Genomic DNA, 25,696 nt, shown 5'->3' with positions numbered 1-25,696 from the left:
ATTGCAGGCATGTCCGAGCTTCAACAGAGAATCTTTTGAAAGCGGTGACCACCTTTTGTGCCAAAGCAAGAAGCACGATGGCATCACCATAAAGCGTTCGCGCGCTGCCTGGCATATCCATGCAATTAAACGCAAAGCCATGATGCGCACACATGCGCCACAAACAAAAAAGCCTCCTGATTAAAATCAGGAGGCTGCTTGTATTGGTCGGCGTGGCGGGATTCGAACTCGCGACCCCTTGCACCCCATGCAAGTGCGCTACCAGGCTGCGCTACACGCCGAAGCATCAGATTATATCTTGGTTTTCACACCCACTTTTCAAAACTCTGATGATTCTGCAAAGTGATGCGACTTGAAATTTCTTTCAAATCGCTTTCGATAAATTGGTCGGCGTGGCGGGATTCGAACTCGCGACCCCTTGCACCCCATGCAAGTGCGCTACCAGGCTGCGCTACACGCCGAAGCCATGATTGTAATCCATTTTCATAGCAGCCTAGGCAAACCTGGCGCCACAAAACCTAGATTCTGTGCAGATGCTTTGAAATCAAGCACCTACGCCAACCTTAGCCTTGAATTTGCTCCTTGAGCTTGGTACTGGCGTGGAAAGTCACCACGCGGCGTGCCTCAATCGGGATCAATTCACCAGTGCGGGGGTTGCGCCCCGGGCGTGGCGCCTTGGTGCGAATCTGGAAGTTACCAAAGCCCGAAAGCTTCACTTCCTCGCCCTGCACCAGGCTTTGCGAGATCAGATCAAAGTAGGCATCGACCATATCTTTGGCTTCGCGCTTGCTCACACCCAACTGGTCAAACAGCAAATCTGCCAGTTGTGCTTTAGTCAAAGCGCCGGTGGCATCCAATTCACTATTCATCAAAACTTTGCTCGCTTCCATCTGTTTACCTTAACCACGCAAACGCGCTGCAACTTGGGACTGCAAAGCCGCGATCGCACCCTGCATCGCCGCGTCGATTTCCACATCCGTCAATGCAGCATCATCGCGCCCCAGGGTTAAACGCACCGCCAGGCTCTTTTCGTCTTGCGCCAAGCTGCCGGGTGCAGCCTCTTCGCCCGCCTTGAGCTTTTTAGGGCGGAACACGTCAAACAGCACGGCATTGCGCAAGATACCACCCTGCACGCCAGCTGCGACAGCCGCCATGACTTGCGCATGGGTCACGGTTTCTTTGACGACCACCGCAATATCGCGCTCCACCGCCTGATGCTTGGCAACGGCTTGGAACTTAGGCACCTCACGCGCCAACACCGCATCCAGCTCTAACTCAAACAGCACGGGCGTCTGCGCCAAATCCCACTCCTGGCGCCACTGGGGGTGCAACTCGCCAACAACACCGATGGCCTTGCCATTCAACACTACGCGCGCGCAGCGGCCAGGGTGCATCGCAGGGTGCTCCGCTGCTTCAAACACAGGCTTCAAGGGTGCTAGCAATGCCTCGACATCACCCTTTACGTCGTAAAAATCTACCTTGGCGTCCGCTTGGCCCCACTGCTGCTGCGCTGCAGCGCCGTAAGCCAAACCCGCCACGCGCATGGGCTGCTCAAACCCCTTCACGGTCGTGTCAGACTCCACCACGCTGTCGTTGCGCAAGAACACACGGCCCAACTCAAACACGCGCACGCGGGGTGCTTTGCGGTCGACGTTGAACTTCAGCACTTGCATCAGCGAGCCAATGAGGCTGGAGCGCATCACACTCAGCTGGCTGGCAATCGGGTTCAGCAGCTTGATCGGATTGGTGTTACCGGCCAGCTCTGCCTCCCACTTTTCTTCCACAAACGAGAAGTTGATGGTTTCTTGGTAACCCAGCGCAGCCAACGCATGGCGCACAGCGTAAGGGCTGCGCTTGTTTTCTGCACGCAGCTTCGGGCTGATGGGAGCAAGTGGCTTGGTGGTCGGCAAGTTGTCGTAACCAATCATGCGCGCCACTTCTTCGATCAAGTCTTCTTCCAGATTGATGTCAAAGCGGAAAGTCGGCGCAGTCACGCTGATCATGCCTTCGCTGGCTACCGTCGCCGGCAGACCCAGACCGTTGAGCGCATCCAAGCACTGCTGCTGCGTCACCGGCATGCCAATCACCTTGGCAGCACGGGCCACGCGCAGTTGCACGGGCTTGGGATGCGGCATATTGGGCTGGTGGTCATCGATCGCGCACACCTGCGTTGCAGGCGTGCCGCAAATCTCCAGCACCAACTGGGTGATGCGCTCGATGTGCTCCACGGTGAATTCGGGGTCTACACCGCGCTCAAAACGGTGACCCGCATCGGTGGAGAAATTGAAGTGGCGCGAGCGGCCTGCGACAGCCTTGGGGAACCAGAACGCAGCTTCGATGTAGATGTTCTGGGTGTCGTCCGACACGGCGGTGTGGTCACCACCCATGATGCCCGCCAGCGATTCCACCGCGCTGTCATCCGCAATCACACCCACCTTGGTGAAGCCATCCAACTTCACAGTATTGCCATTCAGGAGCTTCAAGGTTTCACCCTCTTTGCCCCACCGCACGGTCAGCCCGCCGTTGATCTTGTCCAGATCAAAAATGTGGCTGGGCCGGCCCAGCTCAAACATCACGTAGTTGGAGATGTCGACCAAGGGGCTGACCGAGCGCTGGCCGCAGCGCGCCAGACGATCCACCATCCACTTGGGGGTCTGCACTTGCGTGTTCACATTGCGCACAATGCGGCCCGAGAAGCGACCACACAGGTCAGCCGCCTCAATTTTTACAGGCAACTTGTCTTGCGAAGCAACTACCGCTTGCGGGTAGTCGATGGCCTTCAGGGGCGCGCCCGTCAAGGCCGACAATTCACGCGCAATACCGTACACGCTCAGGCAGTGCGCCAAGTTGGGCGTCAGCTTCAGCGTGAACAGGGTGTCGTCCAGGTTCAGGTATTCGCGAATGTTTTGCCCCAAGGGCGCATCCACAGGCAGCTCCAGCAGGCCGCTGGCATCGTCGTCGATGCCCAGCTCCTTGGCCGAGCACAGCATGCCGTAGCTGGGCACGCCGCGCAGTTTGCCGATCTTGATCTTGAATGGCTTGCCATCGGCACCGGGGGGCAGCTCTGCACCCACCGTCGCGCAAGGGATGCGAATGCCCACGCGCGCGTTGGGCGCGCCGCAGACAATGTTCAGCAGCTCAGGGCCACCTACATCCACCTGACACACGCGCAGGCGATCTGCGTCGGGGTGCTGCACGGCTTCTTTGATTTCACCGACCACAATGCCAGAGAAAGCGGGAGCAACAGGCTCCAGCTCCTCCACTTCCAGACCAGCCATGGTCAAGGTGTCGGCCAGTTGCTGGGTGGTCAAGTTGGGGTTGCAATATTGGCGCAACCAAGATTCAGGAAATTGCATAGTCAGTCTCTTTGGCGTTCTTGCCAGCGCCCCGCAATTCTTGCGGGAAGCAGTCGCTGGCTGGGCTGCGTATCTTCAAAATAAGAGCTGCTTGCGCTTATCGCACCTTGTTTTCAGCATTAAAACCATCTGAAAACCTTTGCAGACAGGCGCCAACCGCTCCTTTTATGGATTACTGGAACTGCGACAGAAAACGGATGTCGCCGTCGAAGAACAGGCGCAAGTCATTCACGCCATAACGCAGCATGGTCAGGCGGTCAGGGCCCATGCCAAAGGCAAAGCCGATGTACTTTTCAGGGTCCAGGCCCATATTGCGCACCACGTTGGGGTGCACCTGGCCTGAGCCCGCCACTTCCAGCCATCTGCCCGCCAAGGGGCCGCTTTGGAACTGGATATCGATTTCAGCCGAAGGCTCGGTGAACGGGAAAAAGCTGGGGCGGAAGCGCAGCACCAAATCATCTTGCTCAAAGAAAGTCTTGCAGAAGTCCGTGAACACTACCTTCAAGTCTTTAAAGCTGATGTTCTCGCCAATCCAGATGCCTTCGCATTGGTGAAACATGGGCGAGTGGGTCGCATCCGAATCCACACGGTAGGTGCGGCCTGGCGCAATCACGCGGATTTCAGGCATTGTCTGCCCAGCGTCCAGCATGTTGCGGTATTTTTTCACGTGCTGCACCGCATAACGCACCTGCATCGGGCTGGTGTGCGTGCGCAGCAAATTGGGCGCCTGCTCTGTGCCGCCCTCCACATAGAAGGTGTCGTGCATGGAGCGCGCGGGGTGGTCTTCCGGCGTATTGAGGGCCGTAAAGTTAAACCAGTCGGATTCAATCTCGGGGCCATCAGCCACATCAAAGCCCATTGAGCCGAAGATGCCCTCAATGCGCTCCATGGTGATGGACACAGGGTGCAAGCCACCAGCACCACGGCGACGGCCAGGCAAGGTCACATCCAGCACTTCGGCCTTCAGATGGGCTTGCAGCTCGGCATCGGCCAAGGCCTTGCGGCGGGCCGTCAAAGCCGCTTCAATGGCCTGCTTGGCCACGTTGATGGCAGCGCCGCGCGACTTTTTCTCTTCGACGGAAAGCTGCGCCATGCCCTTCATGAGCTCAGTCATCTTGCCCGACTTGCCCAAAAACTGCGCCTTCGCATTTTCCAGATCAGCGGGGGTGTGGGCCTGCGCAAACAGCTGCTGCGCGCTCTCGACCAGAGAATCCAACTCGTTCATACCGACTCTTTATCGACTTATAAAAATAAACAAGGGCTAGTGCCTTTTCAAGCCCTAGCCCTTGCAGTTTGTGCGCTAGCAGCTACCCAAAGAGTAGCTACACACCGTTAACTTAAGCAGCCAGCTTGGCCTTCACTTGGTCAACGATAGCTGCAAAAGCAGCCTTGTCGTGCACAGCGATATCGGCCAGCATCTTGCGGTCGATTTCGATGGTTGCCTTCTTCAGGCCGTTGGCGAACTGGCTGTATGTCAGACCCAATTCACGAGCAGCGGCGTTGATACGGGCAATCCACAGCTGGCGGAACACGCGCTTCTTGTTACGACGGTCACGGTATGCGTATTGACCGGCCTTCATCACCGCCTGCTTGGCGACGCGGAAGACGTTACCGCGGCGACCGCGGAAACCCTTAGCAAGATTCAGAACTTTTTTGTGACGGGCACGGGCCGTTACACCACGTTTGACGCGAGGCATGTATTTTCTCCTTGTTCGTCAGTGAATTACAGACCAGCGCCAGGCAACATCTTTGCGATGGAGCCCATATCGCCTTCATGCACGGAGGTAATGCCACGCAGGTGGCGCTTATTCTTCGTGGTCTTCTTGGTCAAGATGTGACGCTTGAAGGCTTGGCCGCGCTTAACGGTACCACCTGGACGAACGCGAAAACGCTTCTTCGCGCTGCTCTTGGTTTTCATTTTGGGCATGTAAATGCTCCTGTTTATTGTGCTCGTGAGGCGCCTGTACAACCTGCACAGATCTTGTTGGCCCCGAGACACTTCTTAGGTGCTGACTTGCGCCAGCGTTTTAGCAACTCTTTCGAGCCACAAAACAGAAACCTGCCTTTGCAGGCAGGTCTCCTAAAATTCTACCCCAGCTTAAGCTGCGCTGCCGCTTTCTGCAGCTGGCTTTGCACCAGCAGCCGTAGGCTTTTTGCGCGCAGGGGCGATCATCATAACCATTTGTCGGCCTTCCAGCTTAGGGAATTGCTCCACTTGGATGGAATCAGCCAACTCATCACGCAAACGATTGAGCAAATCAATACCCAATTGCTGGTGCGTAATTTCACGACCACGGAAGCGCAAAGTCACCTTGACCTTATCGCCCTCAGCCAAGAAGCGACGAATATTGCGCAGCTTGATGTTGTAGTCACCATCATCGGTACCAGGACGGAATTTCACCTCCTTGATATCGATCACAGTTTGCTTGGCCTTGGCTTCTGCGGCCTTCTTTTGCTCTTGATACTTGAACTTACCGTAGTCCATCAAGCGGCAAACAGGAGGATTTGCAGTTGCGGCAATTTCCACCAAATCAACGTCCAAATCACCTGCCATGCGCAGCGCTTCTTGCAAAGAAACAATGCCAATGGGTTCGTTTTCAGGACCGGACAGGCGCACTTCAGGCGCCATGATTTCACGGTTCAGACGGTGTTTGCGTTCCTCGCGGTGGCGACGGTCACGAAATTCTGTAGCTATGGCTTTCACCCTAAATTCAAATCGCTACGAAAAGCGTAGCTGCTTGCATCGATGAGACGAGCGCGGGCTACCCGCGCTTCATTCCATCAGACTTTGTTGTTAATGTCGTTGAGGAGCAATTCAATGAATGCTTCTACCGACATAACGCCCAAGTCTTTGTTTCCTCGGGCACGCACAGCGACGGTGCCTGCCGCTTTTTCCTTGTCGCCAGCGACAAGGATATAAGGCAGCTTTTGCAATGCATGCTCGCGTATTTTATACGTGATCTTTTCGTTGCGCAGGTCAGACACCACCTTAAGGCTTTGGTGAGGCAGTGCTTTTTGCACCTTTGCCACAACTTCTCTCACATAGTCGGCTTGCGCATCAGTGATGTTGAGCACAGCGACCTGCTCAGGCGCCAACCACACGGGCAAAGCACCCGCAAACTGCTCCACCAAAATACCGATAAAGCGCTCCAGCGAACCAACAATCGCACGGTGCAGCATCACGGGGCGGTGACGATTGCCATCTTCACCAACATACTCCGCATCCAAGCGCTCTGGCATAGAGAAGTCGACCTGAATTGTGCCGCATTGCCACTGACGACCCAACGCATCCTTCAGTGTGTATTCAATTTTTGGGCCGTAGAAAGCACCATCACCAACAGCAATTTGGTATTCACTACCAGAAGCCTGCAATGCATCAAACAACGCTTTTTCCGCCTTGTCCCAGCTCTCATCCGAGCCAATGCGCGCCTCAGGCCGGGTAGCCACTTTGTAAATGATGTCGGTAAAACCGAAGTCGGCATAGACCTTCTGCACCAGCTTATTGAAGTTCAGCACCTCCTGCTGAATCATGTCTTCGGTGCAAAAAATATGGCCGTCATCTTGCGTAAAACCACGCACACGCATGATGCCGTGCAAACCACCTGTGGGCTCATTACGGTGACACTGACCAAACTCGCCGTAGCGCAAAGGCAAGTCACGGTAGCTCTTCAAGCCCTGCTTAAAGATCAGGATGTGGCCCGGACAGTTCATCGGCTTCAAAGCATAGTCGCGCTTTTCCGACTCGGTGACAAACATATTGTCACGGTACTTATCCCAGTGCCCCGTCTTCTCCCATAAGGTTTTATCCAGAATCTGGGGACCCTTCACCTCTTCGTAGCCGTTGTCGCGGTACACCTGGCGCATGTACTGCTCTACCTCTTGCCAGACACGCCATCCTTTGGGATGCCAGAAAACAGTACCGGGCGAGCATTCGTCGATGTGGTACAGATCCAGTTCACGCCCCAAGCGGCGATGGTCACGCTTTTCAGCTTCTTCGATGCGAGTGATGTATGCCTGCAGGTCTTTCTTATCCGCCCATGCCGTGCCATAGACGCGCTGCAGCTGCTCGTTCTTGGCATCCCCACGCCAGTAGGCACCCGCCAGCTTGGTCAACTTAAAGACCTTCAAAAAACGGGTATTGGGCACGTGAGGGCCACGGCACATATCCACATATTCTTGGTGGTAGTACAAGCCCATGGCCTGCTCATCAGGCATGTCTTCCACCAGACGCAGCTTGTAGTCTTCACCGCGCGACTTGAACACCTCAATGACTTCCGCACGCGGCGTCATCTTCTTGATCACGTCATAGTCTTGCGCAATCAGTTCTTTCATGCGCGCTTCGATAGCTGCCAAGTCATCGGGGGTGAAGGGGCGTTCGTACGAAATGTCGTAGTAGAAGCCTTCATCAATCACAGGCCCGATCACCATCTTCGCAGAGGGATACAGCTGCTTCACTGCATGCCCCACCAAGTGAGCAGTCGAGTGGCGAATGATTTCTACGCCTTCGTGGTCTTTGGGCGTAATGATTTGCAGCTTGGCGTCTTGCTCAATCAACTCGCAAGCATCCACCAAACGGCCATTGATCTTGCCTGCAACGGTATTTTTGGCCAAACCGGGGCCAATCGATGCAGCCACTTGCATGACGGTGACAGGGCCATCAAATTCGCGCTGCGAACCGTCAGGTAGTGTGATCTTTAACATGAAAATCCTTAGCTATCTTTATCTATAACAGTAGCGCGCAAACCGTCAAAAAGCAAAGCGCGGAACTCGTCCGCGCTTCTTTGGATATTTACAACTCCGGGCAGGCGCGAACAGACAGCCCTCATGGGCTGCACAACATCTCAATGTTCGTCGTTCGCGGTGTCATAACCAGATTGCCTTTCTCGCCCTTGTTGGTTAGCTCTTGCTGCATTTTAGCGTTGTACAAACAAAAAAACCCGTAGCCGAAACTACGGGCACATGCCAAGTCACACATTCATGACGTCAGAAAGCACCCCACCACGCTTTCTGACGGTATTTCATCAGTGGAACTGTTCTTCTTCTGTCGAGCCTGTCAAAGCCTTCACCGAGGAAGAACCACCCTGAATCACAGTGGTTACATCGTCAAAGTAACCGGCACCCACTTCTTGCTGGTGCGACACAAAGGTGTAACCCTTGTCGCGCGCTGCAAACTCTGGCTCTTGCACCATGTTGACGTAGTGCTTCATGCCTTCGCCACGGGCGTAAGCGTGGGCAAACTGGAAGCTGTTGTACCAATTAATATGGATACCAGCTAAGGTGATGAACTGGAACTTGTAACCCAGTGCCGACAGCTCTTCCTGGAAGGACGCGATCTGGCTGTCGTTCAAGTTCTTCTTCCAGTTAAACGATGGTGAGCAGTTATACGACAGCAGCTTGCCTGGGCAGGCTGCGTGCACGGCTTGCGCAAATTCACGGGCAAACCCAATGTCTGGCACCCCGGTTTCGCACCACACCAAGTCTGCGTAAGGTGCATAAGCCACACCACGGCTGATAGATTGCTCCAAGCCGTTTTTCACTCGGTAGAAACCTTCTTGGGTGCGTTCACCGGTCAGAAATGGCTTGTCGTTAGCGTCGTGATCCGAAGTGATCAGGTTGGCAGCTTCCGCATCGGTACGTGCCAGAACGATGGTGGATACACCCATCACGTCTGCTGCAAAGCGTGCCGAAATCAGCTTTTCGCAAGCCTCTTGCGTAGGTACCAACACTTTGCCACCCATGTGGCCGCACTTCTTCACCGCCGCCAATTGGTCTTCAAAGTGCACGCCGGATGCGCCAGCAGCAATCATGTTCTTCATCAACTCAAACGCATTGAGCACACCACCAAAGCCTGCTTCCGCATCGGCAACGATAGGCAAGAAGTAATCGATGAATTCTTGGTCATCAGGATTGATACCACGGCTCCACTGGATTTCGTCGGCGCGCTTGAAGGTATTGTTGATGCGGCGCACCATGGTGGGCACCGAGTCGTAGGCGTACAGCGACTGGTCGGGATACATGGTTTCCGAGGTATTGCCATCTGCAGCCACTTGCCAGCCCGACAGGTATACAGCCTCCAAACCCGCCTTGGCCTGCTGCATGGCTTGACCGGCAGAAATCGCACCGAAGGCATTCACATAACCCTTTTTGGCGCCGCCATTGATCTTTTCCCAGAGCTTTTCAGCACCACGCTTGGCCAATGTGTGCTCTGGCTGCAAGCTACCACGCAGACGCACTACGTCGGCTGCGGTGTAACCGCGCTTGACGCCCTTCCAACGGGGGTTTTGCGCCCAATCCTTTTCCAAGGCGGCAATTTGCTGTTCACGGCTCAGTTGTTGGTTCAGGGATTCAGGCATATCAGTCTCCGATCAAAGTAAAGCAAGGGTTAAAACTTTGGTGCCGTTTTGCGTTTGGCTTGGAGACAAATTTAAGTCTTATAGAAGAGTTAAGCAATCTCTTATGTCTTATATAAGACAAATTTTTTATCCTTTACAATCAATGCATTACACAAAAATTTCTCAATGCGAAAAGCAGTCTCTCTTGGCAAAATGTATTTCCTGCACTGCATCAAATAGATTTTCACATTATGAAATTGAATTTTGATGCAATGAAATATGCTGGTGATTATCACTGGGCACCCGCACTGCCGACTGCCCCTAGGTATGCAGTGCATGTGCAGCTATGACCACCCCATCTTCATCGGCATACAGCCAGTCCCCAGGGTGAACTTTCACTCCAGCGATATCTACCGCAACATCCGCCTGCCCTTCGCCACGCTTTTCCGTAGGCATAGGCATTAAAGCAAGCGCAGCAATGCCTACAGCAGCCGTGCGCAGTTCCGCTGCATCACGCACACAACCAAAAACCAAAACCCCTGCCCAACCATTGCGAGCGGCTGCAGCAGCCAAATTCCCGCCTGCCAACGCTTTGCGCAAAGATCCGCCACCGTCAACCACCAAAACGCGGCCTTCTCCTGAGGAATCCAAGGCTTGCTTCACAAGGCTGTTATCTTCAAAACACTTCACGGTGACAACAGGCCCTGCAAAATGGGAGTGCCCTCCAAAATGTTGAAATACTGGAGGCAGTACACGAAATGCGCCGCTATCGTCGTTCTTGTGTGCGTCGCATAAATCACAAGTTTGGAAAGTAATAGCCACCAAGCATCTCCATTTTTTGTTGATACAAATCCAGAGGCCTCGCCGCTGGATGCAGTGGCACATCCTCCCATTGAGCTGGCAGATTACAAAGCAGACGTGCAGTTTTTGCGGCTTTACGTGCTCTCCTGCAACAAAAGAGGTGAAAAAACTAGTTCGCCCGCTTGGAAAGGCGAAATTTTCCCATTAGCATCTGGCACAACCAGTTCTAGACAGATGCACACCCGTCATCAGCGCTGGCACAACTCATCCCAAAAAGGAAAGCAAAAAATGGCAACTGCAAAGAAGGCAACTGCTGCAACCGCAGCTCCCGCGAAAAAGCGCACTCCTAACGCCGCCTTCATGAAACCCCTGACACCCAGCGCTGCTTTGGCCGCTGTGGTGGGCAAGGATCCCCTGCCCCGCACTGAAATCATCAGCAAACTGTGGGTCTACATCAAGGCCAACAACCTGCAAGACGCTTCCAACAAGCGCATGATCAACGCAGACGCTAAGCTCAAAGAAGTGTTTGGCAAGCCCCAAGTTTCGATGTTCGAAATGGCTGGCTTGATTGGCAAGCACGTTAGCTAATTGGTGCACGCACCCATAAGAAACCGGCTTAGGCCGGTTTTTTATTGCCATCAATCAGAGCGTCTGGATACGGGTTTGACCTGACTGCAAGAAAGTCTTTGCAAATGCGATGAATTCGCATTTATAATTCTTTCCATCACATCAATAGCCAGCCACAACTGTTTGCAGCCATGATCGTTTGTGTATGCCACCGAGTATCAGACCGCGAGATCGCGCGCCACGCGCATGCGGGCATGAGTTTCGACGAAATCCAATTTGAGCTGGGTATCGCTACGCAATGCGGTCGCTGTGAAACCTGTGCACGCGATGTGGTGGACAAGTGCTGCTCCAAAGGCACCACAGCCGCCATCCACAACGAAGTTGCCGCCCAATCAGTTCAGCTTGCCACCCCTATTTTGGAGAGCAAAGCATGGCATTCTTCTCAACCGTTGCAGGCAGCCTGATTTTGGTTTTAGGCTGCTCATGGTGGATCTTCCGCAAGTAGTTCCCGTGCGGTTCGCACTGGCGTACGATAGATTTCCTCCACCGTTGCACTAGCCTTCAAGGCTGGCCATACCGGCTGTTTCAGCCGGTTTTTTGATCCTATGTCTTCTTCCGAACAACTTGCCCCTGCCGGTGCTCTAGGCCACAAAGCCATGATTACCGGGGTGGTAGTAGCGCTCCACGCTGCTGGCATCTGGGCTTTGCAAAGCGGCATGAGCCGCCCGCCAGAGCCCCAAATTATTGCTGCAGAAGTGATCGCGCAGTTCATCGCGCCACCTGCGCCAGAGCCGCCTGCACCGGCCCCAGCAGCGCCGCCAACACCTGCCCCCCCCAAGCCACAGCCCAAACCAGAGCCCGTTAAGCCCCAACCAGCTCCCAAACCTGTGCAAAAAGCACCGCTTTTGCCCAAAGCGATTGCAGATCCCACCCCTGCGCCCAATGCACCGACAGGTACGCTCGACAGTGCGCTTCCTGCGCCGGTGGCCGACGCAACACCACCCGCGCCAGCAGCCCCTCCTGCACCGCCAAGTGCGCCAGCCCAGCCTTCCGGTGCTGCCGTGCAGTTGCCTTCCAGCAACGCGACCTATTTGAACAATCCGCGCCCCAGCTACCCTTCCATCAGCCGCCGCATGGGTGAGCAAGGCAAGGTATTGCTGCGCGTACTGGTCGATGAAAACGGGTTGCCACAGCAAATCGAAATCAAGCAATCCAGCGGTTTTGACCGCCTGGACAAAGCAGCGCTGGCCTCGGTGCAGCGCTGGCGCTTTGTGCCCGGTAAACGCAACGGTGTTCCTGAAGCCATGTGGAACATCGTGCCCGTCAATTTCGTTCTCGAATAAACAGTCATCTCAGGAGTTTTCATGGAATCCCAATTCGGCATTGCCCACGTCTGGGCGCAAGGCGACTTTGTCACGCGCAGTGTGGCCATCCTGCTGCTGATCATGTCTGTGGCATCGTGGGTCGTCATCATCGTCAAGGCTTTGGGCCTGATGAAGTTCAAAAAGTACGTCAAAGAAGCCAAGGACTTTTGGCACAGCGAAGACTTTGGCGCCGCACTGAACAAGCTCGACGCCGACCCCGCCAACCCTTTTCGCTATCTGGCGCTGGAAGGCCGCGAAGCCATCTCCCACCACCGCAAGACCAGCGCACACCTGCACGACACGCTGGACGTGTCCGACTGGGTCACGCGCTGCCTGCGTAACGGTATCAATGAGTTCACGGCCCGCATGCAATCGGGCTTGGCCATTCTGGCCTCGGTGGGCTCGACGGCGCCTTTCGTCGGCCTGTTCGGTACGGTCTGGGGCATCTACCACGCACTGATCGTAATTGGCACAACAGGCCAGGCCTCGATCGACAAAGTGGCTGGCCCGATTGGCGAGGCGTTGATCATGACGGCCTTCGGCCTGGCTGTAGCCATCCCTGCCGTGCTGGGCTACAACGCCATCGTGCGCGGCAACAAAGGCGTGCTGGGCGCCCTCAACAGCTTTGCCCACGACCTGCACGCATTCTTTGTGACGGGCGCACGTTTGACCGTGGATACCTCCAGCAGCGCGCAAGACGGCAAAGTGCTGCCCATGAAGAAAGGCGCCTAAACCATGTCTTTCGGCACCCAAGACGACAGCGATGACGTCATGAACGAAATCAATATGACGCCCCTGGTGGACGTGATGTTGGTGCTGCTCATCGTCTTCATCATCACCGTGCCCGTCATGAAACACGCGGTGAATGTGGATCTGCCTCGCGCCTCAAATGAGCCTGAGGTGGTCAAGCCCCAGAACATCAGCCTCTCGATTGATGCACAAGGCCAGTTCCACTGGAACAAGGAAGCCATCTCTGATGAGCAACTGGTCGAGCGCCTTCAGGTCGAAGCGGCCAAGGAAGTGCAGCCCGATCTGCACATCCACGGTGACAAGGCCGTGCGCTATGAGCGCGTGGCCAAAGCCATGGCCGCCGCGCAAAGCACCGGCATTCGCAAAATTGGTTTTGTGACAGAACCCGAGCAGTAAGCCTGCCCCCTGCGCACCCTAGGCCGCAGTACCGGCACTTTGCCTCCCAAGCCCTGCATGCACCACGCCTGCAGGGCTTTTTGCTGTGCGGCCTATGCGGGCGTTATCAAAAACAGGAGCTGCCAGCGCTTGATGTGCAACAAATCGAGCACCTATTCATACGTAAACGCATGTTTTGCATACGCAAGCAGCTATGTTTTTATGGATTGACCAGGCAATTTGCACAAATTATTGCATCCGCGATTGGCAAAAGACTTGCGCATCAAATAAGAATGGTTATCATTAACTCAATTCAAAGCCACTCTCTGACGCCATGCAAGCCACACTCTCCCTCCCCACCGCACGCCGTGTTCCCGCAGGACAGACCGTACTGGCCGACCATGCGAGCACAGCGCAAGCACTCAGCGTAGACAGTGAAGCGCTGCTGCGCGGCCAAAAGTTCGTCACCATCGTGCACAACGGTGCTACCTACCGCCTGCAAGCCACCAAACTCGGCAAGCTGATCTTGACCAAATAAGCACTCCCGTGCGGCACCCGCCCAACAAAAAAGCGACCCTCAAGGTCGCTTTTTTTTGATAGCTGATAGCGCTGATCCAATAAAGATTTCAGGCTTTAAAGCTTAAGCACTAACCGGCTGTCTTACAGACCCAAAGCAGCAATACCCGCTGCTGCCACTTGCGCATCTTCCGAAGCCTTTACACCCGACACACCCACCGCGCCCAGGCACTGGCCGTCCTTGAGGATTTGCACGCCTCCCTCCAGCAAACCATCCACAAACGGTGCGCTCAAGAAAGCCGTACGGCCATTGTTGATCATGTCTTCAAACGCCTTGGTGTCCTTGCGGCCCACAGCGGCCGAACGTGCTTTGGCAGGCGCAATGTGCGAGGAGATGGGCGCAGCACCGTCCAAACGCTGCAGCCACAGCAGGTGGCCGCCATCGTCCACGATGGAGATCGTCACAGGCCAGTTGTTCTTCAGCGCTTCTGCTTCTGCAGCAGCGGCAATCTTCTTTACATCGGCCAATTCCAGCGCAAACTTGTTCTTCATTGCTCAGACTCCAAAGAGGGATTTGTATTCAAAAATGCAGCATACCGACAAAGCGAAGCACCACCCGGCACTTGTGCGCAAAACATTCCAACCCCAAACATCACAAAAACTGCTGCAAAAACCAAGGTTTTGGGAACCAATCGGCCTGTCTAACGCTCATAGAATGTCCTGACATAGCAATTTGCTATACCCCTACTTAGGAGAAAACACACCATGAACCCTATTAACACTTTGGACTCTGCAGGCTACGGCATCTCGCAGCAGCAGCGCCACAGAGTGCTGCGCAATACCTACTGGCTGCTGGCCCTGAGCCTGCTGCCCACAGTACTGGGCGCATGGATAGGTGTGGCCACGGGCATTACCGCAGGCCTGACAGGCTTTATGGGCCTGATCGTTTTCATGGTGGGCGCTTTTGGCTTCATGTTCGCCATTGAAAAGACCAAGCACTCCGCCGCTGGTGTGCCCGTGCTGCTGGCCTTCACCTTCTTCATGGGCCTGATGCTCTCGCGCATGATTGCCATGGTGCTGGGCTTTAGCAACGGCTCGCAACTGATCATGACCGCCTTTGCGGGCACGGCAGGTGTGTTCTTTGTGATGGCCTCCTTGGCCACCGTCATCAAGCGCGACATCTCTGGCATGGGCAAGTGGTTGTTCGTCGGCGCGCTGGTGCTGATGGTAGGTGCCGTCATCAACGTGTTTGTGGGCTCCACTGCAGGCATGATGGCAATCTCCATGCTGGCCATCGGCATCTTCTCGGCCTACATGCTGTATGACATCAAGCAGATCATCGATGGTGGCGAGACCAACTACATCAGCGCCACCTTGTCGCTGTACCTGGACGTGTTCAACGTGTTCCAAAGCCTGCTGGCACTGCTGGGCATCATGGGCGGCGAGCGCGACTAAGCGCGCACTGCATCGTGCCACTCTTGCAAAAAGCCCCTTCGGGGGCTTTTTTAATGGGCAGTGGCAAAAAAAAATTTAAGATCTTGCCCAGCCTGCCGATAGAGCTGACACATGCCAAAACACCTCCACTCCTTCCGCCCCGCCTTTTTGCTGCTGCCTCTTGGGGCTGTACTGTTGGCCGGCTGTCTTGAACAAGTCCCCGGCCTGGGGCCCGATCCCCGCACGGTGATTCGTGAAAACGAAGCCAAGGCCATCGGCAGCGCCTGCCGCCATGCCATGCGCGGCATTGAAGACTGCTACACCCTCAACCCCAAGGCGCCCAAAGCCATGGTGTTTGCGGGCTGGAAGGACATGGACGCGTACATGCGCGAGCACAAGCTGGAAGGCACGCCCTCGGTCTTCACGCAAAAGCCTGAGGTGGCCAAGCCCCGCGCCGAAGAAGCCATTGAGACGGAATACAACAGCCCCCGCAGCTGATAGCGCCACAACGGCCGCAAAAAAAACCACACAAAAAAGCCCGCAAGCGTTGATACACTGCGGGCTTTTTGCTATTAGTTTGAGAATCCCCAGGTGTGCCGCAGGCAGCCATGCCACCTGCGGTCAAGCCTTCCTTGGTCTTTAGTCGCCAATGCGTTCAAACACGGCCATCGATTCCACGTGGGCGGTATGCGGGAACATGTTCACCACACCGGCCAACACGCAGCGGTAGCCCGCCTGGTGCACGAGCAAGCCTGCATCCCGCGCCAACGTGGCGGGGTTGCAGCTCACGTAAACGATGCGCTGGGGAAACTTCCAGTTTTCCTGGCCTTCGGGCAGAGGCGGCAGCAAATCGGGTTGCTCTTCCGTAGCCACCCCGGTTTGCTTGGCACCAATACGAATTTGGTGAATGTCTGCCAGCGCCTTGGACAGGGCAAACGCACCCTCGCGCGGGGGGTCAACCAGCCACTTGTCGGCATTGCCGTCTGCCATCAACAGCGCAGGGGTCATATTGAACAGATTGCGGCCCACAAACTCTGTGGGCGCCAGCTTGTCCGCTTCAGAGCGCGTGGCATTGTTGGCGGCGTAGTTCTCGTGTGAGCGCTGCACCAGCGCATCTGAGCCCTCAATGCCCAGCACCTCGCGTGCCATGGTGGCAATCGGCAAGGTGAAGTTGCCCAAGCCGCAGAACCAGTCAATCACGCGCTCGTGCTTCTTGGCATCCAGCAGGCGCAGCGCCTTGGTCACCAGCACGCGGTTGATGTGTGGGTTCACCTGGGTGAAGTCGGTGGGTTTGAACGGCATGGTGATGCCAAAGTCCGGCAGCGCGTACGACAGCTGGGTGCCCCCCTCTTCCATCCGATGCACGGTATCTGGGCCCTTGGGCTGCAGCCACCATTGAATGTGGTGGGCCGCCGCAAATTCACGCAGGCGCTGCTTGTCAGCCTCGCTCAGCGGCTCCAAATGGCGCAGCACCAAGGCCGTGACATGGTCGCCACAGGCCACTTCAATCTGCGGGCAAGTCTCGCGCGCATCCATGCTGGCGATCAAGGCACGCATGGGCAGCAGCATGGCATCCACATGCGGTGGCAGCACCTTGCAGGTTTCCATGTCGGCGATGTAGCGGCTCTTGCGCTCGTGGAAGCCCACCAGCACCTTGCCCTTTTTGATCACATAGCGCACCGACAGGCGCGCGCGGTAGCGGTAACCCCAGGTCGGCCCTTCGATGGGGCGCATCACGGTCTCGGGCTTGACCTTGCCCAAATGCCACAGATTGTCTTCCAGCACGCGCTGCTTGACGGCCACTTGTGCGGCCACGTGCATGTGCTGCATCTTGCAACCACCGCACGCGCCTTCGTGCAGGCCTGCGTGCGGGCAGCCGGGCGTCACGCGCTGGGACGACTCGCGGTTCAAATGCATCAGCGTGCCGGCTTCCCAGTTGTTCTTCTTGCGGTGCACGTTGACGGTGACCAGCTCGGTGGGCAAGGCACCGTCGATGAACACCACTTTGCCATCGGGCTTGCGGGCAATGCCCTTGGCTTCCATGTCCATGGACACCACTTCCAGCCAGCCTTCGGGCAGGTCGGGGTTGCCAACGGGCATGTCTTCGTAGGGGGCTTCGGGGGAAATCTTGTCGTTCTGATCACTCATGATGGGCGACATTGTCTCAGGCTCGCAAGGCCGCAGGATATTGGCGCGGCGGAAAACCTCGATCTGCAGCATTGCGCAGCTCCTCCGTCTGCCGCATATATTTGCATCAAATCTGCTGCTAAGGCAATGTGGTAGAGAGCTGGCAGCTCTTCTTTTTCAAGCGGTAGTGGGCCAAGTAGCAGGCCAAGCTATGGCCGACGTATGCACGGAATCCGCCATCTCCGCCGTATGCGTCAGGCAGGCTTGGCGCGCCAAGGCGTCGGCTTCGGTGTTGTGGTGGCGCGGAATCCAGCGCCACTGCACTTCGGCAAACCCCGCCACCCCCGCTTGCGCGGCACCAATGTAATGCGCCAAGCGCACGGTGGCCCGCGCCTGCGGCCACCCCAGTGCCTGCGCAGCCAGTTGCTCCAGCAACCAGTGGCTGTCGGTGTAAATGCGCACGCCGCTGGCACCTTGCGCCTGGGCCAGCGCCAGGCCCGCCTGCAGGGCACGCAACTCGGCCTCGTTGTTGCAGCCGCTGCCGGGCAAGACTTGTGCCAATTGGTGCACCGAGCCGTCTGGCCCCGTCAGCACCACACCGATGGCCATGCGCCCCGGGTTGGGCATAGCCGAGCCGTCAATGTGCAAAATCCAGAAATGAGGGTGGGGGTAAGCGCGCAACACGCTGCTGACTTTACTACGCCTGCGGCGGCCCAAGGTGCGCCTTTCAACTCCTACATCATCCCCCGCAGCCATGCCTGCTTTGCGCAATCTACCCCGGTTTTGCACCGCCATTTATTCAAAAATAAGAGCTGATAGTGCTTGCTAGATATGGGCTGGAAAGCATTTCTATGCTTTTTTTTGCACGACAGCTGCTCCCGCCCTGCGCTGCGCGCACTCGCTACCCCATCACGACGCCTGCCCACACACGTGCACAAGGCCCATACCCACCCCCTTGGCGCGCAGCTGCGCTCTGCGCCGGGGAGCGCAGCGCCGCTTTGTCTGGCTGCGTCTGCGCACGCAAGGCCATGCCCCAGTGCTGCGCTGTGACGTGCAGCACATGCACGGCTTGGGCGTACAGCGCATCGCGCGCCAAGCTGGTGCTGCGTGCGGCGTGGGGTGTCAAGGTGGTGGTGGGCATGGTGTTTACTCCTTCAACGGCAGGCGGCTTGCTGCGCCGCCTCTGCGCTGGTGCGCTGGGTTTACTTTTTGGCGTAGATCTGGTCAAAGCTGCCGCCGTCGGCAAAGTGCGCTTTGTCGGCTTTGGCCCAGCCACCAAAGGCTTGGTCAATGGTGAACAGCTCCAGCTTGGGGAACTGCTTGGCAAAATCGGCCTTCACCTTGTCGTTGGTGGGGCGGTAGTAGTTGCGTGCTGCAATTTGCTGGCCTTCGTCGGAATACAGATACTCCAGATAGGCCTGCGCTACCTTGCGTGTGCCCTTTTTGTCGACCACCTTGTCCACCACGGCCACGGTCGGCTCGGCCAGAATGGAAATGGAGGGCGCGACAATTTCAAACTTCTCGGGCCCAAACTCCTTGAGCGCCAAAAATGCCTCGTTTTCCCACGCCAGCAGCACATCGCCCACACCACGCTGCACAAAGGTGATGGTCGAGCCTCGCGCCCCGGTGTCCAGCACCGGCACGTTTTCGTAGAGCTTTTTCACAAAATCTTGGGCCTTGGCATCGCTGCCGCCGTTGGCGCGCTTGGCATATTCCCAAGCGGCCAGGTAGTTCCAGCGTGCACCGCCGCTGGTCTTGGGATTGGGGGTAATCACCTGCACGCCGGGTTTGATCAGATCACTCCAGTCTTTGAGGCCCTTGGGGTTGCCCTTCTTCACCAAAAACACAATCGTGGAGGTGTAGGGCGCGCTGTTGAGCGGCAGCTTTTTTTGCCAGTCAGCCGCTAAGTTGTGACCGTGCTTGACCAGCGCATCAATATCGCCCGCCAGCGCCAGCGTGGCCACGTCGGCATCAATCCCGTCAATGATGGAGCGCGCCTGCTTGCCCGAGCCGCCATGCGACTGCTTGATGGTCACGTCCTGGCCGGTCTGGGCCTTCCAGTGCTTGGCAAATGCTTTGTTGTAGTCGACATACAGCTCACGCGTGGGGTCGTACGAGACGTTGAGCAAGGCGACAGTGTCTGCCGCAAATGCAGGCACGGCAGGCAAGGACAAGCCCGCCAAAAGGCTGAGGGCAACGGGAATCTTGATAAAGTTGCGGCGATTATTCATTTTTGGCTTTCTGCAAGAAATGGGTTCAACGGTCCGTTTCACCGTTGCATCGCATTCTGAAAGCCCGGCATCAAAACTTAAACCAATAAGATTTCAGTTCTTTATTACCTAAACATCTGAGATCAAACGAGGAACCCCCATGGCACGTACCGTTCAATGCATCAAACTGGGTCAAGAAGCTGAAGGTTTGGACTTTCCTCCCTACCCCGGCGAGTTGGGCAAACGCATCTATGAAAGCGTGAGCAAACAAGCCTGGGCTGACTGGCTCAAGCACCAAACCATGCTGGTGAACGAAAACCGCCTGAACCTGGCCGATGCCCGCGCCCGCCAATACCTGGCCCGCCAGATGGAAAACCACTTTTTTGGCAGTGGCGCAGACGCCGCAGCAGGCTACGTACCGCCATCGGCGTAATGCCGTGAAGCCGATGAAGAAGGGGATTTTGTAAAAACCCCTTCTTTGGCAGCCGTGCAGACGCTGCAGCAGGGGCTACGTGCCACCCAGCACGCAACGGCAGCGCAGGCGCTCCAGAAGGGCTTGGTCTAGCACCACCTTTGGGCGGCAACCCACCAAGCTCCTTGGCCTTGCGCCACGGAGCTTTTTTGCTTTTCTATGCTTGCCTGCGCGGTGGGGTCTTGAACTGCGGCCATAATCGCAGCTTTTGTTTTCCGTGGGAGAGCGAGGCAGCCGCACCGGCCCAGCCTCCGCCGAAGGCGCAAACTCCCATAATCGCTCAGGCACCACGTACCACGGAACACTATTGCCGACTGGAGAGCAGCCGGGATCGTGCACCACGATCAGCCGGTTCACCGAAGGGGCAAGCACCCGCATGACGAACATGCGCGGCGGCTGAAACTCTCAGGTAAAAGGACAGCGGGAGAGGCTTATTCACGCCCAAAAAGCCTCTTCAACGAGTCGCTGGGTGCGCGTGAACTCTCGCTTTTTTGCACCGTGTCTGTCCTACCCGACTTCTTGCACACTCTGTTCAGCACGCAGCTGGACGTGATTCTTGTCATCTATCTGATCGCTATCACCGCAGAAGCCATGTCCGGCGCGCTGGCCGCTGGGCGGCGCAATATGGATATTTTTGGCGTGGTCGTGATTGCCTTTGTCACCGCACTGGGCGGCGGCACCATCCGCGACATGGTGCTGGGCAACTACCCGATTGGCTGGACACAGCACCCGCCCTACGTGTACCTGGTGGTGTCCGCAGGCTTGCTGACTACGGTCATTGCACGTTTCATGAAACGCATGAAACATCTGTTCCTGCTGCTGGACGCCATGGGCTTGATCGCGTTTTCCTTGATTGGCAGCGATGTCGCCATCCGCCTGGGTTATGACCCCTTGGTGGTGGTGATGGCGGGCATGATCACCGGCATCAGCGGCGGCATCTTGCGCGATGTGCTGTGCAACCAAGTGCCCGTGGTGTTCCGCCGCGAGCTGTATGCCAGCGTCTCGATGGCTGTGTGCTTGCTCTATCTGGGCCTGCAGTGGCTGGAAGTCTCGATTGGTACCAGTACCGCCATTTGTTTTGCAGGCGGCTTGGCCTTGCGTCTGGCCGCTATCCGTTTTGGCTGGCGCTTGCCCGTGTTCTCCTACCAAGAGCGCTGGGAGTAAGCAGCCGCTGCACACCGCAGGCACCATCGCCTGCTTCATGGATTGATATGGATTGCAACTGCGCCGACCGTTTGAACAATTCGCCCCTGCACGCCTGGCAAGGCCACGCCAGCTGGCGCGTGCTGGCCACCGATTTTGAATACGGCTGCGCGTTTTTGCAGACCTGGGCCACATGGCAATCCGACAGACAGTCCGACCCACAGCGCAGCGCGCAACTGCACTACACCGCCGTGCTGCCCCAGCCGCTGGATGCGCAAACGGTACTGGCGCACGCACCTGCGGCCCTGCAGCCCCAGGCCCAAGCTTTGGCCCAGCGTTTATACGGTTTGCTGCCCGGCGTGCACCGCCTCAGTTTTGAGCAAGGCCATGTGCTGCTGACCTTGTGGGTGGGCGATGCCCACACCCTGCTGCGCCAGCAAACCAGCACCGCCGATGCGGTGTTGCTGCACCCAGCGTTTGATGCCGATGCCCACAACGTCAAGGCACTGGCCCGCCATTGCCAGCGCGGCACGGTGCTGCAGATAGGCAGCGATGACCGCGCCAAGCTCTCTGACGCACTACGCCACAGCCTGACCACTGCAGGCTTTGTATTTACCGATGTGCCCAGCGCCCCAGACGATGGGCCGGTCAACCTCCCCCACTGGGCCCACTACGCCCCGCGCTGGGAGCCCCGCCAGCGCGCGGGCGGCATCGCACCAGTGGCGGACGTTGGCACTGCTTTGGTGGTGGGCGCCGGTCTGGCGGGCTCTGCCGTGGCACACAGCCTGGCGCTGCGCGGCTGGCAAGTCACCGTGCTGGGTGCGGGCGGTACGCCTGCAGACGGCGCCTCGGGCCTGCCCGCCGGGCTGTTTTGCCCGCATGTCTCACCCGATGACAGCGTGCTCTCGCGCCTGTCGCGCAGCGGCGTGCGCATGACGCTGCAGCGCCTGCGTGATGTCTGCCAAGAGGGGGCAGACTGGGCCCCCAGCGGCGTGTTGGAGCACTGTACCGACGGCGGCACTGGCCTGCCCGCAAGCTGGGCCACCGGCCCCGGCGCGCAGTGGAGCCATGCCCCCAGCGCCGAACAGTTGCACAGTGCAGGCCTGCCTGCCGGTACCGTGGCCTGCTGGCATGCCCAGGCAGGCTGGGTACGCCCGGCCCAGCTGGTGCAGGCCCAGTTGCAACACCCGCGCATCCAATTCATCGGTCATACCCAAGTAGCCCGCCTGCACACCAGCGCCGACGGCAGCTGGCAGGCTTGGGATGCAGATGGCCAAGTGCTGGCACAAGCCGATCTGGCCGTGCTGGCCTGCGGCCCCGCGACCCCTGCGCTGCTGCCTGCTGGCACACCGTGGCAGTTTCAAGCGCTGCGCGGTCAAATCACCTGGGGCTGGCACACGCCCAACAATGCAGCGGCACTACCGCCCTTTCCCGTCAACGGCAACGGCAACCTCGTACCCCATGTGCCTTACCACGATGGGCAGATGTGGGTCATGGGCTCCACCTTTGAGCGGGATGTGGACAGCATGCCCATTTCGCCGGAAGACCAAATCGCCGCCCACACCGTGAACTTGAACAAGCTGGCGACCCTGTTGCCCGCCAGCGCTGCGCCCCTGGCACCGTGGTTTACCCCCGGCGACGAGCGCTGCCAGCCCACCTGGGGCCGCGTGCGCGTGGCCAGCCACGACCGCCTGCCGATTGCCGGCCCGGTGGGCAATGCCACACCCGGCCTGTGGGCCTGCACCGCCATGGGCGCACGCGGGCTGACGCTGTCGGTGCTGTGCGGCGAGCTGATCGCCGCCCAATTGCACGGCGAGCCTCTGCCGCTGGATGCCAAGCTGGCCCAGCATTTAGGCACCGAGCGTTTGGCCCGGCAAGGGGCCAAGGCCGCAGAAGTGGCGCCGCTGCCTGCCCAGTGACATTGGTTTTTATTGCACCAGGCAGATAAGAAATAAGAGCTGCCAGCGCTTATGCAGCAAGCGTTAGAGGCGCTTTTCATACTTCAACATCACATCGTTGGACGCGCCATGCTCTATGGGGGCGCAGAGGCCGCGCACTTGTCCCGACCTCTGCATTTACCCCCCCCCCCGCATGCTGACCGCCAAGTCCCAAGCCACGCATCACGCCCGCACCAGCGTACTCTTGCCAAACAAACTCTCTACCAAATCCACCACCAGTTCGGCCGTCTGGTTGCGAATGTCCAGCGCCGGGTTCAGCTCCACGATGTCCAGCGAGGCCAGCCGTCCCGTGTCGGCAATCATTTCCATGCACAGTTGTGCCTCGCGGTAGTTGGGGCCGCCGCGCACGGTGGTGCCGGTGCCGGGGGCGATCTCGGGGTCCAGGAAATCCACGTCAAAGCTCAGGTGCAGGTGCACATCGGTGCCTTCGGGGCCGCTCAGCCCGGCCAGCGCTTGCTGCATGACGGCCCGCATGCCCTGTTCGTCGATGGCGCGCATGTCAAACACCTCCAGCCCCAGGCGCTGGATGATGCGTTTCTCCACAGCATCCACGCTGCGCAGGCCGATCTGGCAGATTTGCGCGCCTTGCACGGCGGGGATGGTGCCCGACAGGGCCGCCAGCGGCTCGGGGCCGTGGCCACACAGGCTGGCCACGGGCATGCCATGCAGGTTGCCGGTGGGGCTGATCTCGGGCAGGTTGCAGTCGGCATGCGCGTCCAGCCATAGCACGCGCAGGCGCTGGCCGGTGACGCGGCAGTGGCGCGCGACGGCGCTGATGGAGCCGGTGGCCAGGGTGTGATCGCCCCCCAGCATGATGGGCATGCGCCCGGCCTGCAGCTGGGCGTACACGGCATCGTGCGCGGCCTGGTTCCAGGCCAGGCATTCGGCGTAGTTGCGCAGCCCCTGGGCATCGCGTGGCCCGCGCGGATTGGGCGGGCCGGCCAGATTGCCAATGTCTTGCACGTCCACACCAAAGCGGGCCAAGGCCCGGCCCAGCTGGGCCACCCGCAGGGCATCAGGGCCCATGGCCGCGCCCAGCCGGCCCGCACCCACATCGGTGGGCACACCAATCAGGGTAACAGCCTTTTGTGCCGCTAGCGCTTGTGGGTATTGCGCAAGCAGCTCTTCTTTTTGAATTGGAGAGGGTGCGTTCATTCAGGCCACCTTTTTCAATATACGTTGCTCCCCGTCTGCAGCCTGGCGCAACAAGCCAAACACATCCTTGGGGTCTGTTAATGCGGGCACCAGTTCAATCTGCGAGAGCAGCCCTGCCTCGCGCCCCAGCGCCTGCATGGTACGCAGCGCGGAGTAATCCTCCAGCGCAAAACCTACCGAGTCAAACAGGGTGATCTGCGCATCAGACACGCGGCCGGGCGCTTGCCCAACCAGCACGCGCCAAAACTCGGTGACGGCAAAGTTTGCAGGCATTTGCTGCAACTCGCCTTCCATGCGGGTCTGGGGCTCGTACTCCACAAACACGCTGCTGCGGCGCAGCACCTCGGCCGCCAGTTCGGTTTTGCCGGGGCAATCACCGCCCACGGCATTCAGGTGCATGCCGGGTGCCAGCATGTCAGCGGTGAGGATGGTGGCGTTGCGCTTGTCGGCGGTGACGGTGGTGATGATGTCGCCTCCCTGCACTGCCGCAGCCACGCTGGGCGCGACCACCACGTCTACCCCCCAGTGCGCCGCAAACGGTGCGAGATTGCGCTGCAACTTGGCGGTGGCCACGGCATCCACATCAAACAGTTGCAGGCGGCGCACGCCCAGCAGCGTGATAAAGGCCAGCGCCTGAAATTCGCTTTGCGCGCCATTGCCAATCAGCGCCATGCAGCGGCTGTCCGGCCGCGCCAGCTGGCGCGCCACCATGGCCGAGGTGGCGGCGGTGCGCAAGGCGGTGGTCAGCGTCAACTCGCTCACAAAGCGCGGCGCGCCGGTGGCCACATCGGCCAGGGCACCAAAGGCCATCACCGTGGGCAGGCCGTGCTGGGTGTTGATGGGGTGGCCGTTGACGTATTTGAAGGCGTAGTCGTGCGCGTCGGCCACGGGCATCAGTTCGATCACACCGTGGGCGGAATGCGCCGCCGTGCGTGCGGTTTTGTCAAAGTCGCTCCAGCGGGCAAAGTCGGCTTCCAGTGCCTGCACCATCTGGCGCAAACAGGCCTCTACACCCACGCGGGCCACCAGCCGGGCGGCATCCGTGGCGCTCAAAAATTCGGTGTGCACTTGCACGGGGGTGGATGGGGTGGAAAGCGGGTTGCTGTGTAAGTGGCTCATATAGCCTCCGGCCATGT

General features: G+C 58.0%; 27 protein-coding genes, 2 tRNA genes and 1 riboswitch. Of the genes, 11 read left to right on the top strand and 18 right to left on the bottom strand.

The window, feature by feature from the left end:
- Positions 1-204: 204 nt before the first annotated feature.
- The 11 genes from QEP12_RS14000 to rraA all read right to left on the bottom strand — a co-directional run bounded on the left by QEP12_RS14000 (position 205) and on the right by rraA (position 10,513).
- A tRNA-Pro gene (locus QEP12_RS14000) sits at positions 205-281 on the bottom strand.
- A 103-nt stretch (positions 282-384) separates the two neighbouring features.
- Positions 385-461: transfer RNA gene (locus QEP12_RS13995), tRNA-Pro, on the bottom strand.
- A gap of 102 nt (positions 462-563) precedes the next feature.
- Positions 564-869 carry an integration host factor subunit alpha gene (locus tag QEP12_RS13990; RefSeq protein ID WP_174862765.1) on the bottom strand — a complete coding sequence of 102 codons (306 nt, stop codon included), beginning with the start codon at positions 867-869 and terminating at the stop codon, positions 564-566.
- A 30-nt stretch (positions 870-899) separates the two neighbouring features.
- Complete coding sequence (gene pheT, locus QEP12_RS13985; RefSeq protein WP_284214627.1) at positions 900-3,356, bottom strand: phenylalanine--tRNA ligase subunit beta; 2,457 nt, start codon at positions 3,354-3,356, stop codon at positions 900-902.
- A gap of 172 nt (positions 3,357-3,528) precedes the next feature.
- Positions 3,529-4,581, bottom strand: a complete 1,053-nt coding sequence (gene pheS / locus QEP12_RS13980) for a phenylalanine--tRNA ligase subunit alpha (RefSeq protein ID WP_284214626.1) — start codon at positions 4,579-4,581, stop codon at positions 3,529-3,531.
- Positions 4,582-4,693: 112 nt separating this feature from the next.
- On the bottom strand, positions 4,694-5,053 hold the full coding sequence (gene rplT, locus QEP12_RS13975) for a 50S ribosomal protein L20 (RefSeq protein ID WP_174863510.1): 360 nt from the start codon (positions 5,051-5,053) through the stop codon (positions 4,694-4,696).
- Positions 5,054-5,079: 26 nt separating this feature from the next.
- Positions 5,080-5,283, bottom strand: coding sequence for a 50S ribosomal protein L35 (gene rpmI / locus QEP12_RS13970; RefSeq protein WP_066531848.1), 204 nt, complete (start codon positions 5,281-5,283; stop codon positions 5,080-5,082).
- Between the two features lie 171 nt (positions 5,284-5,454).
- Complete coding sequence (gene infC, locus QEP12_RS13965; RefSeq protein ID WP_219164512.1) at positions 5,455-6,060, bottom strand: translation initiation factor IF-3; 606 nt, start codon at positions 6,058-6,060, stop codon at positions 5,455-5,457.
- Between the two features lie 77 nt (positions 6,061-6,137).
- Positions 6,138-8,057, bottom strand: coding sequence for a threonine--tRNA ligase (thrS, locus tag QEP12_RS13960; protein ID WP_284214625.1), 1,920 nt, complete (start codon positions 8,055-8,057; stop codon positions 6,138-6,140).
- A 320-nt stretch (positions 8,058-8,377) separates the two neighbouring features.
- Positions 8,378-9,709: an isocitrate lyase gene (gene aceA, locus QEP12_RS13955; RefSeq protein ID WP_219164510.1), complete on the bottom strand. Its 1,332-nt coding sequence runs from the start codon at positions 9,707-9,709 to the stop codon at positions 8,378-8,380.
- A gap of 300 nt (positions 9,710-10,009) precedes the next feature.
- Positions 10,010-10,513, bottom strand: a complete 504-nt coding sequence (rraA, locus tag QEP12_RS13950) for a ribonuclease E activity regulator RraA (protein WP_431308091.1) — start codon at positions 10,511-10,513, stop codon at positions 10,010-10,012.
- 264 nt (positions 10,514-10,777) lie between these two features.
- On the opposite strand from rraA, the gene QEP12_RS13945 reads away from it, so the two are divergent.
- The 6 genes from QEP12_RS13945 to hemP all read left to right on the top strand — a co-directional run bounded on the left by QEP12_RS13945 (position 10,778) and on the right by hemP (position 14,083).
- The gene (locus QEP12_RS13945; RefSeq protein WP_219164509.1) at positions 10,778-11,077 is read left to right on the top strand and encodes an SWIB/MDM2 domain-containing protein; all 300 of its coding nucleotides are present in this window, start codon (positions 10,778-10,780) and stop codon (positions 11,075-11,077) included.
- 170 nt (positions 11,078-11,247) lie between these two features.
- The gene (locus QEP12_RS13940; RefSeq protein ID WP_174863613.1) at positions 11,248-11,520 is read left to right on the top strand and encodes a (2Fe-2S)-binding protein; all 273 of its coding nucleotides are present in this window, start codon (positions 11,248-11,250) and stop codon (positions 11,518-11,520) included.
- Between the two features lie 141 nt (positions 11,521-11,661).
- Positions 11,662-12,399: an energy transducer TonB gene (locus tag QEP12_RS13935; protein ID WP_219164507.1), complete on the top strand. Its 738-nt coding sequence runs from the start codon at positions 11,662-11,664 to the stop codon at positions 12,397-12,399.
- A 21-nt stretch (positions 12,400-12,420) separates the two neighbouring features.
- Positions 12,421-13,152, top strand: coding sequence for a MotA/TolQ/ExbB proton channel family protein (locus QEP12_RS13930; protein ID WP_174863615.1), 732 nt, complete (start codon positions 12,421-12,423; stop codon positions 13,150-13,152).
- A 3-nt stretch (positions 13,153-13,155) separates the two neighbouring features.
- Positions 13,156-13,566, top strand: a complete 411-nt coding sequence (locus QEP12_RS13925; RefSeq protein WP_284214624.1) for an ExbD/TolR family protein — start codon at positions 13,156-13,158, stop codon at positions 13,564-13,566.
- 313 nt (positions 13,567-13,879) lie between these two features.
- The gene (gene hemP / locus QEP12_RS13920; RefSeq protein WP_284214623.1) at positions 13,880-14,083 is read left to right on the top strand and encodes a hemin uptake protein HemP; all 204 of its coding nucleotides are present in this window, start codon (positions 13,880-13,882) and stop codon (positions 14,081-14,083) included.
- A gap of 122 nt (positions 14,084-14,205) precedes the next feature.
- Here hemP and QEP12_RS13915 read toward each other — a convergent pair whose 3' ends face one another.
- Positions 14,206-14,613, bottom strand: coding sequence for a heme-binding protein (locus tag QEP12_RS13915; protein WP_284214621.1), 408 nt, complete (start codon positions 14,611-14,613; stop codon positions 14,206-14,208).
- 213 nt (positions 14,614-14,826) lie between these two features.
- Between QEP12_RS13915 and QEP12_RS13910 the strand changes: the two genes are divergently transcribed.
- Positions 14,827-15,516, top strand: a complete 690-nt coding sequence (locus QEP12_RS13910) for a Bax inhibitor-1/YccA family protein (RefSeq protein WP_219164503.1) — start codon at positions 14,827-14,829, stop codon at positions 15,514-15,516.
- 111 nt (positions 15,517-15,627) lie between these two features.
- Positions 15,628-15,993, top strand: a complete 366-nt coding sequence (locus QEP12_RS13905; protein ID WP_284214620.1) for a hypothetical protein — start codon at positions 15,628-15,630, stop codon at positions 15,991-15,993.
- Positions 15,994-16,134: 141 nt separating this feature from the next.
- Here QEP12_RS13905 and rlmD read toward each other — a convergent pair whose 3' ends face one another.
- From rlmD to QEP12_RS13885, 4 genes are all read right to left on the bottom strand, one after another.
- Positions 16,135-17,643, bottom strand: a complete 1,509-nt coding sequence (gene rlmD, locus QEP12_RS13900; protein WP_431308092.1) for a 23S rRNA (uracil(1939)-C(5))-methyltransferase RlmD — start codon at positions 17,641-17,643, stop codon at positions 16,135-16,137.
- Between the two features lie 156 nt (positions 17,644-17,799).
- Positions 17,800-18,306, bottom strand: coding sequence for a ribonuclease HI family protein (locus QEP12_RS13895; RefSeq protein ID WP_284214619.1), 507 nt, complete (start codon positions 18,304-18,306; stop codon positions 17,800-17,802).
- 217 nt (positions 18,307-18,523) lie between these two features.
- Positions 18,524-18,763: a hypothetical protein gene (locus QEP12_RS13890; RefSeq protein WP_284214618.1), complete on the bottom strand. Its 240-nt coding sequence runs from the start codon at positions 18,761-18,763 to the stop codon at positions 18,524-18,526.
- A 61-nt stretch (positions 18,764-18,824) separates the two neighbouring features.
- The gene (locus tag QEP12_RS13885; RefSeq protein ID WP_174862586.1) at positions 18,825-19,853 is read right to left on the bottom strand and encodes a sulfate ABC transporter substrate-binding protein; all 1,029 of its coding nucleotides are present in this window, start codon (positions 19,851-19,853) and stop codon (positions 18,825-18,827) included.
- Between the two features lie 139 nt (positions 19,854-19,992).
- Here QEP12_RS13885 and QEP12_RS13880 point away from each other — a divergent pair, with 139 nt between their 5' ends.
- The 3 genes from QEP12_RS13880 (at position 19,993) to mnmC1 (ending at position 23,366) form a co-directional block, all read left to right on the top strand.
- Positions 19,993-20,265 (top strand): oxidative damage protection protein, encoded by a 273-nt coding sequence (locus tag QEP12_RS13880; RefSeq protein WP_284214617.1) that lies wholly within the window; start codon positions 19,993-19,995, stop codon positions 20,263-20,265.
- A 247-nt stretch (positions 20,266-20,512) separates the two neighbouring features.
- Positions 20,513-20,611, top strand: a riboswitch (glycine riboswitch).
- 191 nt (positions 20,612-20,802) lie between these two features.
- A complete protein-coding gene (locus tag QEP12_RS13875; RefSeq protein ID WP_284214616.1) occupies positions 20,803-21,468 on the top strand; it encodes a trimeric intracellular cation channel family protein in 666 nt (221 codons plus the stop codon).
- A gap of 47 nt (positions 21,469-21,515) precedes the next feature.
- Positions 21,516-23,366 (top strand): FAD-dependent 5-carboxymethylaminomethyl-2-thiouridine(34) oxidoreductase MnmC1, encoded by a 1,851-nt coding sequence (gene mnmC1, locus QEP12_RS13870; RefSeq protein WP_284214615.1) that lies wholly within the window; start codon positions 21,516-21,518, stop codon positions 23,364-23,366.
- Between the two features lie 201 nt (positions 23,367-23,567).
- Here the strand turns inward: mnmC1 and rocF are convergent, their stop codons facing one another.
- Together rocF and ocd are read right to left on the bottom strand one after the other, a co-directional pair.
- Positions 23,568-24,560 (bottom strand): arginase, encoded by a 993-nt coding sequence (gene rocF / locus QEP12_RS13865; RefSeq protein ID WP_284214614.1) that lies wholly within the window; start codon positions 24,558-24,560, stop codon positions 23,568-23,570.
- Positions 24,561-25,679, bottom strand: coding sequence for an ornithine cyclodeaminase (gene ocd / locus QEP12_RS13860; RefSeq protein WP_284214613.1), 1,119 nt, complete (start codon positions 25,677-25,679; stop codon positions 24,561-24,563). It lies immediately after the preceding gene.
- Positions 25,680-25,696: the final 17 nt, after the last annotated feature.

The sequence above is a fragment of the Comamonas jiangduensis genome (assembly GCF_030162955.1).
In the GTDB taxonomy this organism is placed as follows: Bacteria; Pseudomonadota; Gammaproteobacteria; order Burkholderiales; family Burkholderiaceae_C; genus Comamonas; species Comamonas jiangduensis.
Note: the sequence above shows the minus strand (reverse complement) of the source record. Positions and strands in the feature narration are given on the sequence as shown.